Genomic DNA, 12,513 nt, shown 5'->3' with positions numbered 1-12,513 from the left:
CGCTCCCGAGGGGTTCATCACCCGAAGTACCTCTTGGCGATCCTCAGGGTCTCTTCCGCCTCCTTCTTTCCGGTGATTCCTACAGCCACGGCGTCCGCGTAACGCGCTGCGTACGGTAGTCCTTCCTCCGGTGGTAAGGATCCGGCCGCCAATACTTTCTTCGCTATCACAGTTCGATCCGTTTCGGCCAAGAGCTCCTCAACGGCTTTCTGGTCTCCCATGAACGCCCCAACTGGGTTCAGGGGGACCATGTACACGTCCGCCGTCTTTTTATCTTCCCACCTAGGGAGCGTCTCGTCCGGTCGGTGCGTGGCGATCCCGACCGGAACATCTAATCGGCTTCTGATTTCGTCCAGCTTGGCCGACACTTCTCCGACGTCCTCACCATCGACACAGCTGGCGTGGAGAAGCACCGCACGCAGGTTCAGGTTTTCCAGCATTTCGAGCTCCTCCTCCAAGTTCCTCAGTCCCACTACCGCCACGACGTCCAGATCGGGATCCGCGTCCCTCAGCGCCCCGATAATGACCGGATCCGCCAGGGCTTGAACGCCCGTAACGCCGAGCTCTTCGGCGCAGTACTCTAGCAGCGCAACGATGTTTTCAGGACGGTGGTAGAAGGTGCGCCGGTATAGAAGGGCCCGATGCCCGAACTGGCCGGCTCCTAGGAACGGGGAGGTCCCCACCATGATCCTGGGGGTCAACCCGGGTCCCCCGAGGAGGCGGGTCAGTAGCGCGGACCCTCCCCATCGGACTTCGGCCCGAGGTCCGTCTTCATCCCCGAGTGGGGTGTACCATCTCGGGCTTTAAGTCGAATCTCACCGTCAAGGGAATAGTGCGGCGGAGGGGGCGCGGAATGCCGGACAAGGCGGAAGTGTTCTTCGACGAGGGCGTGCTGGACTTCGCGGACGTCGATGAGATCGTGCTCGACGTGGGGGAGGAAGCCCTCGCCGAGGCCTTAGCCCACCGGCACCGAAGGATGATCGTGTTTCAGGGTGATGAGGGCAAAGCGGAGGCCGCGGGTGTCGTGACGGCGGGAGCTGCGGACGTCCTTTTCGACGTCCGGGACAGACCCATTTCCGTCCTGTACGTGACGGACAGTCTCAAGGAGGATACCTACGCTCGTGAGCGTTACGAGGAGTTTCGCCGCGTCCTCGAGGGGTTCGCCGAGGAAGCGAACTTCGAGTACGAATTAGAAGCGCTCACTTTCAGCGGCTCCAAACGGGCGCTCGGTACCACCTGGGACCTCATGGTGATCGACCTCTCCTACGACCTGGATCCGGACGCTATCGGTCGTCTCGTCGAAACCGTTCGTGGAGGTGGTCTCGTAATCTTCCAGACCCCGCCCTTCGACCGCTGGAGGAACATGTGGACGGCCTTCCACAAGAGCTTAGTGACACCACCTTACACGCTCGATCACGTCGGTAAGCGCTTCAACCGGCGGTTCATCAGGAAGCTGAAGGAGCACGACGGTGTTTGGATAGTGGATACGGACGAGTGGACCGCGGAGCCCGAACCGTCGGAAGATGTCGACCTCGAGGTGGAGGTTAAGCGCCGAGAGCGGCCAGATCTCGATCCACCGGACGACGCCGTGCTTCCCGAAGAGCTCTATCGGATGTGTGCAACCGAGGATCAGTTCCGGGCTTTGATCAGGTTCGAAGAGCTGCTGGAGTCGAACGGTAAGACCGCCCTCATCCTCACGGCGGACCGAGGGCGGGGCAAGTCGGCGCTTCTCGGAATCGCCGTGGCCGGTGCGGGCGTCACGACCGACGTGTACGACGTCGTGGTGACGGCGTCCGAGCCCGAGAACGTCGCCGTACTCTTCGAGTTCCTACTCGAGGCACTGCGTGAGCTCGGTGTCGAGTACGATGTGGAACGGGACGACAAGGGGAACATCGTGTACGTAGAAACCGACGATTTCGTGGTCGAGTACGAGCGTCCGTCCGAGGCTTCCGAGATCGAGTGCGATCTGATGGTAGTCGACGAGGCCGCTTCGATTCACGTACCCATCCTGGAGCGGATCCTGGATAACAACGACAAGGTGGTCTACTCCTCGACAATTCACGGTTACGAGGGTGCGGGCCGCGGGTTCTCGGTGAGGTTCCTCCAGAACGTTCGCAAGAGACGGGATGTTCGCCTAATAGAGTTCAAGATGCACGAGCCGATCCGCTACGATTCGGATGACCCCATCGAACGATGGCTGTTCGACACGCTTCTCCTGGACGCCGAGCCCGCGGACCTCGACAAGGAGGACCTGGAATGCGTGAAGGAAATGAGGGTCGAGTTCGAGAAGCCGGACCTGAGGTACTGGTTCGAGGACCCTGAGGGTGAGGAGGAACTCCGTCAGTTCATCGGAATCTACGTGATGGCCCACTACCGCAACCGACCCAGCGACGTGATGGTACTCGCCGACGCTCCACATCACGAGGCCTACGCCCTCAAGACGGAGACCGGCAAGATCGTCACCGCGCTCCAGGTAGCCCGTGAGGGCACTATACCCAGAGACGTGATCACCAAGATGCGTCGCGGTTACCGACCGCCGGGTAACGTGATCCCGGATCTGATGGTTCAACATCACGACGCGCTGGATTTCCCACGAATGAAGGGGCTTAGAATTGTAAGGATAGCGACACATCCCGACATCATGAGGCACGGTCTTGGCTCTCGAGCTCTGAAGGAGCTGGCAAAAATAGCGAAAAAGAAGGACTACGACTGGATAGGAACAGGATTTGGAGCCAACGAAGAACTTACCCGATTCTGGTTGCGTAATGGTTTCGTGCCCGTGCACATCAGCCCTAACCGCAACCCTGTGAGCGGAGAGTACTCCGTCGCCGTGATCCGGCCGATCTCCGAGGAAGCCGAGGAGATCATTAACAGGGCGAACTTCGAGTTCCGGATCAAGCTGGCGGACTGGCTGGGCGAAACACATCGGGACCTTGAGCCCGAGGTAGCCCGACTGCTCTTCGAACCCATGTCATCCTTGAGGTACCGGCCGACGCTGACCGAGGGCCAGCTCAGACGGCTCAAAAAGTACGCGGATATGGTCCATACGTACGAGATCGCCGCCGACGCGGTGCGGGAGCTGGCGAAGGCGTACTTCCTGGACACCGAGGACAGGCCGGAACTATCCGAGGAGGAGGAACTGCTGCTCATCACCAAGTGTCTGCAGCGCTGGAAGTGGGCGGATGTCGCGGACGTCCTGGGTGAGGAAGTACCCGACCTCATGCGATCCCTCAGGGACCTGGTGGGTCTTCTGTATGAGGAGTACAAGGAGGATCTACAACGGAGCGCCGCGGTCGAGGGTATCCGGAAGGCGGTGGAGCGGCTGGCTGACAAGGGGCTCACGGGTACCGTCATCGTGGAGGTCGAAGAAGGGGAGCCGAAGGAAGTCATCATACGTCGGGAGGAGCGGTTAGAGCTCTGACGGAGACCGACAGCTCCCGCTTCGGCAACGCGGCCTTCGGCGGCTCACCGAAGACGTGGGCTTCGCCCTCGAGCACCGCCAGTCCCACCGCGCAGCATATCGCGGCGTCCCTGGAGTGCTCGTCCACCGGGTTCCCATGTAGCCTGATGAAGCGTTCCGCGGCTCGCGGATACGTCTCGTAAACCTCTAACTCCAGCCTTCGCACCAGAGACCGCGCCCTTCTGGATAACTCCCGCATGCCCGGGAAAGTGAGGGGGAGGACCGGAGCGTACCGGCGGAAGATCTCATCCCGCCGCCGAAAGGGTCTATCGGACTCGGTGAGCGGTGCGTCGAAGACCACCAGTTCAGCCTTCCGACATACCTCCAGCACGCGCTCATCATCGGAGGACTCGGACCAACACACGATCTCCCCTTCTCTCCAAACTGCGAAGCCGGCGGGGTTTCCGGGCTTTGCCGCCAGGTCCACGCCCACCACGTACACCCGACGATCCCGCCCGAGTGATTGAGGACAAGATCAAGGAGTGCGTTCGGAGATCCGGCCATCCGCGGCCGGGTTCGAGGATCCTGGTAGCTATGTCGGGAGGTAAGGACAGTTTCGCGGTGGCCTTCGGGCTGAAGAGACTCGAGGTGGGTACGGGTGGGAGGTAGAAGGGGCTCACGTGGCCCCGACGGTGGACGGTAAGAAAATCAGCGCCTGGGATGTCGTTGAGGAGCAGGCGAAGATCCTGGAGATACACGCCTACCTTCTGGAACCCGAAAGTGACGTACTCGAGCTCAAAGAGGAGATGAACGCCCGCAAGGTCTGCTACGCGTGTCGCACACTCCGAAGGATCGAGCTCGGTCAACTTGCGGAGGAGAAGGGATTCGACTACATCGCCTTAGGTCATACGCTGGACGACGCGGCGGCTACGGTGATACTCTCACTGCTCACAGGTGCCGAACGGTTGAAACTGCTATGGTACACGGGAACATGGCGCGGAGGGCCCAGACTCATCCGACCGTTAGTTCGCTGTCCGGAGGCGGTCACCAAGGCGTTGGCGGAGGAGTTGAAAGTCGATACCGTAATGACGGAGGACGTGTGCCCCTACGCCGGAGGGCTTCGAGATGAGGTGGAGGAGTTTCTCGATCGGTTGGAGCGTGAGTGGATCCCTCATGTTAAGGGAAATGTGGTGGGGACGGCCCTTAGGACACTACGGGGGCGACAATGTCATTAAGTAACACTTCTGCGTCTGCGCGAGCCGCGCAGAGCGCGGAGGGGAAGAAATTCCCCTATGATACCCGACCCGTCAATGATGCTGTACTTGGGGATAGGTGGTCTCGTAGGATTAGTTTCCGGAATGTTCGGTGTCGGGGGAGGCTTCCTACTAGTACCACTCCTGAACTCCACCGGAATGCCCATGCACCTGGCCCTGGGCACGACGCTATTGGCCATAAGTCTCGGCGGGTTTACCGGCGCCTACAGGCACCTTCAAGAGGGCAACGTACACGTCGACGCGGCACCGATCTTCGGATTAAGTGCGATCGTGGGAGCACAGGTGGGGAGCTATTTAGCATGCCTAACTCCCGAGCACGTGCTCAAAGTCGCGCTGGGAGTTGCATGCTCCGCGATGGCCCTCAGGATGGCGTTCGACGGGGAAACCGAGGAGGGGAACGAGATCCGCGATAACATCGCGGTAGCATCGCTCACGGGTTTCGGCGTAGGGGCCTTCAGTGGTTTCACCGGCTCAGGGGGCGGCGTGCTTTTCGTCCCGGTGATGGCATCAGTCCTGAACTTCCCGACCATGCTCGCCATAGGCACGTCCTCCGTGATCGTCCCCGTCAGCGCGCTGGCGGGGGCCGCTCAGTACTGGATGGAAGGGTACGTGAACTTCTGGGCTGCCCTGGCAGTAGTTACCGGCATGTTAATATCGTCATACGTGGGGGCGGAGCTCTCCAACAAGATCGGCGGTGAGAGAGTCAAGCGGGCGTTTTCAGTGGTATTAGCCCTCGTAGGGGCTAAGATGGTGCTCAGCGGCCTGCGCTTGGTCTAGCGGCGGGAAGACTCCTCAACGCTATCCTCGACCCTCTTCTCACGCTTCACCACTAAGACGTTGACGGGACTGTGTCTGATCACGTTCTCCGCGACGCTTCCGAGGATCGCGTGTTCTGGACCGGTTCGTCCGTGAGACCCCATCACGATTAGGTTGATCTCCTCGTCATCTTCCGCTTCCCTCACGATTTCACGCCACGGGATGCCTACACAGACCTTCTTCTCAATCTTCACGTCGACACCTAGTTCACCGGCTATTTGCTCAGCTTCCTCCAGAATCTTCTCCCCTCTCTCCTTCAGCTCCTTCAGCACGGTCTCCCTGGGGGCGAAGCCCGTGAGCAGGTCCAAGGAGCGGTCGACCACGTACATCACTTTGATCGGAAATCCGTGGTCGTGCGCGTCCAGAAGCGCCCACTTCAAGGCCAGCTCGGCGGGTTCGGACCCGTCGAACGGCACCAAGATCTTCCGAGGCACGATGGCATCCCTTTATTCAACTAATCTCGAAACATTAAAAAACTTTTGAAATTAGAGGAGAGCAGGGCAACGCGTTTGCCCGGGCTGACGGCACTCGCGGTACTCGAGTTGCTGGGAACGGGATTCATAGCGGGTTACCTGGGCGGTATCATAGGCACCGGCGGATGTGTGCTGATGCTACCCATGCTCGTGTTCTTGCTGAAGTACCCTATTCCGGAAGCCATCGCTACGACGGTCTTCGCGGTGGTGTGGACGGCGACGTTCGGTACGATGTCTCACGCGAAACTCGGAAACATCGACTACGAAACGTCGGCTATCGTGCTGGCCGCCGGCGCAATCGGTGCACTGCTGGGCTCCGTGATCTTCGCCCTCATAATGAAGCATACCGGAGCACTGCAGGTGATCCTCGGGGCGGCTTTCCTGTACGCCGCGGTTCGGATGATTTACGAGTGGATCAAAAAGATCCCGGGGTCCGAAGCCGACGAGATTCCAGGTAAGCCGTCCAGCAAGGCCGCCATAGGGTTCGGCATCGGGATCCTCACGGGGATCCTGGGACTGGGTGGAGGCTACGCCCTGGTGCCGTCGTTCATCTACCTACTGGACGCACCGGTCCACCTCGCTGTGGGAACGTCCATGATCAGCATGATTCCCATGGCGACGGTCTCAGCGGCGTACAAGATGGCCCAGGGCCTCACGGACTTGGTAGGAGGTACGCTGCTGGGTCTAGGCACCATCGCCGGGGTGAAGCTAGGCGCGAAAACTACTCAGAAGATCAAGCCGTGGACGATCAAGGGTATATTCGGAGTGGTGTTCCTGTACATATCGTTGAAGTTCATCCTACAGGGGTTGGGCATCAAGCTTCTCTAAACTTTAACTTTAAACAACAAACAACAGCGGTTAAATGGGGAGCTCGAACCCCTCTAGGTCCACATCGAGTTCGATCCCGAGTGCTTCGGCCAAGGCGACTCCGTGCAGGTACGCCGTGACGTCCTTCGATTCGAATTTACCGAAGCGTGGTGCGACGCAGTGATGACAGGCCGCCAGAGCGAAGGCGTTCACGGCCTCTTCGTCCACCGACATCCCTTCCACACGCTCGGCGGCTACCCAAGTGGCACCGCACGGAGCGCCTCGGACGACCCGTACAGTCCGGATCTTTCCTCCGGACACCGACACCTCCAGTTTCGGTCTCCCGAACCTCTCGGCGAATCGGTCGACCTCTGGGATACCGGTATCAGGCAACAGGGAACACATAGTGGTCTCGGGGAAAGCGACGGCGTCGTGACTGCGCTCTATCTTCTCTCGAACCGCCGGGTCAGGGGTGATACCGTACAGTATAGGGGAATCACAAACTTCGGCCAGCGCGAGTTGTAGGTCCGGGTGCTGGAGGTACGAAATGACGAGATCGAACCCGGAGTAGGACGGTGGCAAGAGGGTCCTCGCGTACTCTTCATCCAGGATAACGTTCTCCGGGGGTTCTTTCACCTTGAGGAACTCAACGTCGAAGTCCGACCTCGACCCTACGTTTTCCGCGGCCCTACTCCCGTATCGGTAGCCCAGGAACAGCACGCGCATCGTGGTGCCCTCCTCATCCGTTGTTGCCCTATAAAGAAATTTGAATTATTCAAGAATCTTTCAATCTTCCGGCCGGCCAGCTCAGCCCGCGGTCTCCTCTTCACCCTCTCCGCTCGCCGTATCCTCATCATCGTGACGCGACGCGCTCTCCAGCTCCGCGTCCCGAAGAATGTCGAGCACTCCGTAGTGGGCTGCACCTATCACGAGAACGGCTTTGGTCACGTCCTCACGGCTGTGGAGGAACTCGATCGTGTTCTCCGCGATGACGCGATTGCGCTCGTCGATTAATACCTCGGCTATCCTGGGAAAAGCACGTCTGAGCCCCTGGACCATCTCTCGAGCGGCCTCTTCGTCCGCAACGGAGGATAGCACGACATCCCTGGTTTGACCTGGTCGGAGTAACGATCGTAGGACGTCGATCGCCACGGAGAATTGGAACTTCAGCAGTTCCCATCTCGAGGCTTTCATCTTCATCCTTCGGAAGACCCAGCTGATGTCCATGTCAACGGGGACTATCTCGGCTTCCAGCTCCAGTGCCGCTTCGATGGCCCCTTTGACGTCCTCGCCCAACTCTCCTCCGACGACGCGACCCACGATGCGCTCGGCTACGGCGACTAACCTCCCCGTGATTCCACCGGTCCGTGATCCTGCCCGCTCACCGCGAAGTTCGGCGAGGAACGAGAGCAGCCTACCTTCGCATAACTCCACCAGCACGGCTTCGGGATCCAACTCCAGAATTTTACGTCGCACCCGGTCGCCGTCCACCCCGGCGTGTGCAGTCCGAAGTACGTAGAGCTCCGAGCCGAACATCTCGAATCGATCCATCAGCAACTATTGAGGCACCACCATACCGTCCTCGTAGACCGGTACGACCTCGAACTCGTCCACACGAGCGCAGAACTCGACGTCCTCGAGCCTCCCGCGTTGTTCGAGCACGTGACCAGTCCTCGAGCCTTTGAACACCTCCTCCGCCGGAAGACCGCGGGCCATCTCCATGGCTGCTCGAGTCCTACCGTCGGCGGGTTCTCCGCCCGCGAGGCGCGCGATGTAGCCCGCCGTGTAAGTGTCCTCGACAGCGAGCATCCCCCGGTGACCTGCTTCCACGAAGCAGGTGTCACCGGAGAGTTTCGAGGCCACGGCCGAGGCGTTCAGCAGACTACCGATCAGCACCTCCTCGTGAACCTCCGCGGCCCGTAAAATGGTGTCGGTCCCGTTAGTGGTGACCATGTACAAGGTCTCTCCCTCGATCTCCTCCGCGTGGCGGAGCAGGTCGGTCGGCGAGTTCCCGTAGTCCGCGAAGTCGATCTTCTTGCCGTGTTGCTCCCCGATCGTGGGTCCGTCCACCCGCTTGAGCTCTTCCGGGGAGGAGAGTGGTACGATCGCCTCAGCTTCCAGGGCTAAGGCCGTGACTATCGTCGAGCTGGCCCGCAGCGCGTCCACGACCACTCCTATCTCGTACCCTTCCTGCGGTTCGAGGCCCGACGCCACCCGCAACTCGATCTCCCCCGAAGGGGGCGTTACGTCGTGGTGGCGGTCGCGTTCCCGTGGAGTCTCTTCTCTGAGGAGACCGACCCCAAGATCTACGCTTATCGGGTGGGGACCCTGGCGCGCGCCCTGGCCATATACCGAGTGGAGGAGGTTTACCTATACGGTGACGGCGTCGGAACCCGTAGGAACGCGGAACGGCTACGGAAGCTCTTAGAGTATCAGGAGTGTCCCCAGTACCTTAGGAAGAGGGTGTTCAGACTGGACCGTGACCTCAGGTACGCCGGAGTCATGCCGCCGTTGAGGGCTCCCCACCATAAGGTCCACTCGCCGAAGGAAGGTGAGGTACGGGAGGGTTACGTCGTTAGGAGAAGTCGGAACGGAGCGCTCGTAGACGTAGGTGCCGACCGCCTCGCGCGCACCAGATGGCGCTTTAAACCACACGAACGGGTGACTGTGCGGATCGTCTCCGAGGACCCGCTGGAGGTGGAACCGGCCGAGCCCGAGGAGTACTGGGGGTATCGAGTGAGGATTGTAAATGAGCTTAATGAGGTGTTAAGGGAGTTTAAGGAGGGTATCATTGTGACTTCAAGATACGGTGAAGACGTTCGAGAAGTCGAGTTTAAGAGTCCGGTGAAGTGCCTGGTATTCGGGTCTAGCGAGGTGAGTGTCCTGGACGTAGATCCGGGGGTTCGAGACGAGTATCCGGTGATTAACTTCGTGCCAAATCAAGGGGTGCAGGTAGTGAGAACTGAGGAGGCCGTTCACACCACCCTTGCCGTACTTAACTACTTGGGATTAATATAAAGACCTCCGCCGGCTCTCCGTCATCACACCGGCCGTCGGCCGGGGATTACCTCGTCATCGGTCCACATGTAAGTCAGTCCGGTAACCGCACGGCGATTTATTTATTAACCGCCCGAATCCCGCCAGTGCAGGAAATTAGACGTAGAGGGGTGATCGGAGTTGTCCGAGGTCCCGGAAGAGTTCCAAAAGGATGTCGAAGAGATTAAGAGAAGGCTTCGTGAAGGCGAGCTAACGAACCTAGGAGCGGCCTTGGCAGTGGTGCTACTGGCAAGCCTTAAGGGTCAATGGATTAACGTCGATGAGATCGTTAGGGTGCTCAAAGAGCTAGGATACAACGTTAAAGCCAACAGCATCAGGAGCGCACTCTATAAGGTTAGGCAGGAGGGACTGTTGAAGTCGAAGCGTCTCGGCCGTAAGACGGCGTACTTCATCCCGGTGGACGATGACGAGACGCTAGGAGCTATCCTCCGACGCGTCACCGGTGAGGAGGTCAGGGAGAAGATAGTAGAGGAACTACTCGAGGAGATCCACGGGGACTGAACCTCCCTCCGCCCCTCCTAGAATCGTTACGGATTATAGAACGTTTAGTGTTCGGGCGGAACCCGCAGCCTCTTGGTAACATCGTGACCGAAAGAAGTATTAATTACGTCCCGAAGCCGGCGTGTTGGGGATGACTTAAGTGAGACAGTTGCTCGTGATCCTATGCTGCGTAACGGCGATAGGACCCGTCAGCGCGGCCACGCTCGAAGACGCCGACCAGTGCTTGAAGGACAGCGTAGTGTGGCTGGTGGAGAATCAGTTCACCGAGCAGGACGTCGGCAAGACCTACACCCTGCGAGACCCGGGTGGCACCTACAACGGTAAGCAGTACGAGGTCCACTTCGCGACCGAACAGGACGGCCAACTGCAAGACGAGGGCGTGGCGTCCAGGGACTTCACGGTAGAGGATGTCGACGTCGGCACATGGCCGACCACGTACAAGGGAGACTGCCGGGTAATTTACGTCAAAAAGTACAACTACTTCCCCTCAGACTACGGGCTGGAGACGGTCAAACTAGGAGATAAGATAGTGGCTCTTATTGACAACAGTAAGTGCGTAATTTACGTTAAGAAGAACGACAAGTACGGATACGTTGGGTTCGGAGGCGAACCGGGGTACTCAGATACTAAGTTCACTGTCCCTATGCTAGTGTTAGCTGTGGAGGAAGGAGTGACAGATGAACAGTTCAAAAATGCCGTGAAGCGAGCTATTAAGTGGGTACTAACGGTCAGTAGTCCACGTGGGTATTATTACCAGTATTCGCTCAAGGACATCCGGACAACGCTCGAAGAAAGTGGGTACATACGTACAGGATCGATTGGTGGTGTCTGCCTGTACCAGCTGATCCCACTGTTAGTCGGTCGTGAGCTAGGACTCGTCGACGACGATCTATGGAACTCGGTCAAGGATGACGCTGTGTACGTGATCAAGAATGGAATCCTGGTTCCAGAAGTATACTGCAGCTCGAAGCAGGACAAAAAGGATGTGCTGATAGTTGACTCGAAGAACGAGATAGCTTACTGGGTCCGACAGAGGCTGAAGGACGACACTTGGGTCGACTACAGCGCCGTCTACGATACCGCTGGTGCCGTGTTGACGCTGATATACGCCGTCAAAACGGGGCTCATAAGTGGAGACGACGATGTGGACGTCGGAGGATCGACGTACAAGGTGGCTGACATCATCAAGTACGCTGTCAACTTCTTGGTGGAGCGGTTCTACGAGGGCAACGGTAACCCGTGTTTCCTGGAGAAGCAGGCGGTGGAGCAGGGTCTGTACTGGAAGTCTTACTACTATCCAGTCAAGTACGCCTTCTACGCGCTATGGGCGATCCGCGAGGCCGAGAAGGCTGGGTACCTGAGCGACAAGGCGAAGGACTTGCTCCACGATGCACTGAGGCGGTACGTGTGCTGGCTGTACGGAATGCAGCTCGAGGACAAGCCGGGGTACTTCCCGTACAACGAGTACATCAAGGGATCACCTGACTTCGCGAGCACGTGTGCGGCTTTGCTCGGATTGTGTACGGCGGTCGAGCTCGGCTACGAGGACGACATGGCGATTCAGTTGATGAAGAACGTTGTTAATGCGCTGGTCAGCCAGTACAAGGAAGCCAAGGAGAAAGGACTCAAGTACTACTTCTACGTGCCGACGCCACAGAGCTACTACTACCTCTACATGAGCCGGTTCTTCGAGGGCCGTGAGGCCAACCAGTGCGCCTTCGCCACGGCTCACGTAGTGGCGGCACTGGCGGCCGTGGAGGGGCTACCCGAGAGTGTGAGGTCTGAGATATTCGGACACACTGTCGAGCTAAAAGTCGAAGTTCCACGGGAGACGCGGGTTGGTACTCCGGTAACGATCCAGATCGAGGTGACAATCGACGGTCAGCCGGCTTCATCGGGCGAAGTGCGGGTGTACGAAGGTGACAGGATCATCGGCGTAGCCGACGTTTCCGACGGCAAGGCGACCATCACCTACACGCCCGAGAAGCGAGGAGAGCATCGGCTCAAGATCGAGTACAGAGATCCCAAGTATGGCGTTAAGTCCACGACGATCGTGATAAAGGCCAAGAAGAAGGCGCCTGCAGTGTCGCCGGCGGTGGCGGCACTGAGCGTGCTGGCGCTGGCGCTGCGGCGACGCCCGTAATCCCGCTTCCTTTTTCATCCATCTTAATTCCCCCTAAAGAAG

General features: G+C 58.9%; 14 protein-coding genes. 8 read left to right on the top strand and 6 right to left on the bottom strand.

Translation table 11 applies throughout. From position 1 onward, the window contains the following. Positions 1-17 precede the first annotated feature (17 nt). A complete protein-coding gene (locus MK_RS00785; RefSeq protein WP_148679399.1) occupies positions 18-701 on the bottom strand; it encodes a hypothetical protein in 684 nt (227 codons plus the stop codon). Between the two features lie 152 nt (positions 702-853). Here MK_RS00785 and MK_RS00780 point away from each other — a divergent pair, with 152 nt between their 5' ends. Next, the gene (locus tag MK_RS00780) at positions 854-3,421 is read left to right on the top strand and encodes a tRNA(Met) cytidine acetyltransferase TmcA (RefSeq protein ID WP_011018518.1); all 2,568 of its coding nucleotides are present in this window, start codon (positions 854-856) and stop codon (positions 3,419-3,421) included. Here MK_RS00780 and MK_RS00775 read toward each other — a convergent pair. Continuing rightward, positions 3,390-3,902 carry a DUF429 domain-containing protein gene (locus MK_RS00775; RefSeq protein WP_011018517.1) on the bottom strand — a complete coding sequence of 171 codons (513 nt, stop codon included), beginning with the start codon at positions 3,900-3,902 and terminating at the stop codon, positions 3,390-3,392. The genes MK_RS00780 and MK_RS00775 overlap by 32 nt on opposite strands. Before the next feature lie 17 nt (positions 3,903-3,919). Between MK_RS00775 and MK_RS09020 the strand changes: the two genes are divergently transcribed. Genes MK_RS09020 through MK_RS00765 form a run of 3 tightly spaced genes read left to right on the top strand, consistent with a single transcriptional unit; the run spans position 3,920 to position 5,451 of the window. Beyond that, positions 3,920-4,069, top strand: coding sequence for a hypothetical protein (locus MK_RS09020; RefSeq protein ID WP_158295857.1), 150 nt, complete (start codon positions 3,920-3,922; stop codon positions 4,067-4,069). An 11-nt stretch (positions 4,070-4,080) separates the two neighbouring features. Beyond that, on the top strand, positions 4,081-4,635 hold the full coding sequence (locus tag MK_RS00770; protein WP_148679398.1) for an ATP-binding protein: 555 nt from the start codon (positions 4,081-4,083) through the stop codon (positions 4,633-4,635). Between the two features lie 57 nt (positions 4,636-4,692). Then, positions 4,693-5,451 carry a sulfite exporter TauE/SafE family protein gene (locus MK_RS00765; protein WP_011018515.1) on the top strand — a complete coding sequence of 253 codons (759 nt, stop codon included), beginning with the start codon at positions 4,693-4,695 and terminating at the stop codon, positions 5,449-5,451. Here the strand turns inward: MK_RS00765 and MK_RS00760 are convergent. Next, entirely contained in the window at positions 5,448-5,924 is a 477-nt protein-coding gene (locus tag MK_RS00760) for a universal stress protein (protein ID WP_011018514.1), read from the bottom strand. The two genes, MK_RS00765 and MK_RS00760, sit on opposite strands and share 4 nt — an antisense overlap. Positions 5,925-5,999: 75 nt before the next feature. Here MK_RS00760 and MK_RS00755 point away from each other — a divergent pair, with 75 nt between their 5' ends. Beyond that, positions 6,000-6,791 (top strand): sulfite exporter TauE/SafE family protein, encoded by a 792-nt coding sequence (locus MK_RS00755; protein ID WP_011018513.1) that lies wholly within the window; start codon positions 6,000-6,002, stop codon positions 6,789-6,791. A 30-nt stretch (positions 6,792-6,821) separates the two neighbouring features. Here MK_RS00755 and MK_RS00750 read toward each other — a convergent pair whose 3' ends face one another. The 3 genes from MK_RS00750 to MK_RS00740 form a co-directional block, all read right to left on the bottom strand. Beyond that, positions 6,822-7,496 carry a DUF166 domain-containing protein gene (locus tag MK_RS00750; RefSeq protein ID WP_011018512.1) on the bottom strand — a complete coding sequence of 225 codons (675 nt, stop codon included), beginning with the start codon at positions 7,494-7,496 and terminating at the stop codon, positions 6,822-6,824. 81 nt (positions 7,497-7,577) lie between these two features. After that, entirely contained in the window at positions 7,578-8,321 is a 744-nt protein-coding gene (locus tag MK_RS00745; RefSeq protein ID WP_226988688.1) for a TraB domain-containing protein, read from the bottom strand. Between the two features lie 6 nt (positions 8,322-8,327). Beyond that, positions 8,328-8,984: a 2-phosphosulfolactate phosphatase gene (locus tag MK_RS00740; protein ID WP_226988687.1), complete on the bottom strand. Its 657-nt coding sequence runs from the start codon at positions 8,982-8,984 to the stop codon at positions 8,328-8,330. A gap of 36 nt (positions 8,985-9,020) precedes the next feature. Here MK_RS00740 and MK_RS00735 point away from each other — a divergent pair, with 36 nt between their 5' ends. The 3 genes from MK_RS00735 (at position 9,021) to MK_RS00725 (ending at position 12,471) form a co-directional block, all read left to right on the top strand. After that, positions 9,021-9,788 carry a putative RNA uridine N3 methyltransferase gene (locus tag MK_RS00735; protein WP_011018509.1) on the top strand — a complete coding sequence of 256 codons (768 nt, stop codon included), beginning with the start codon at positions 9,021-9,023 and terminating at the stop codon, positions 9,786-9,788. 159 nt (positions 9,789-9,947) lie between these two features. Next, positions 9,948-10,328, top strand: coding sequence for a transcriptional regulator (locus MK_RS00730; protein WP_011018508.1), 381 nt, complete (start codon positions 9,948-9,950; stop codon positions 10,326-10,328). A gap of 139 nt (positions 10,329-10,467) precedes the next feature. Beyond that, positions 10,468-12,471 (top strand): Ig-like domain-containing protein, encoded by a 2,004-nt coding sequence (locus tag MK_RS00725; RefSeq protein ID WP_011018507.1) that lies wholly within the window; start codon positions 10,468-10,470, stop codon positions 12,469-12,471. Positions 12,472-12,513 lie beyond the last annotated feature (42 nt).

Origin of the sequence: Methanopyrus kandleri AV19 (assembly GCF_000007185.1) — an archaeon.
Lineage (GTDB): Archaea > JAADCQ01 > Methanopyri > Methanopyrales > Methanopyraceae > Methanopyrus > Methanopyrus kandleri.
This window is presented reverse-complemented; position numbering and strand designations above follow the sequence as displayed.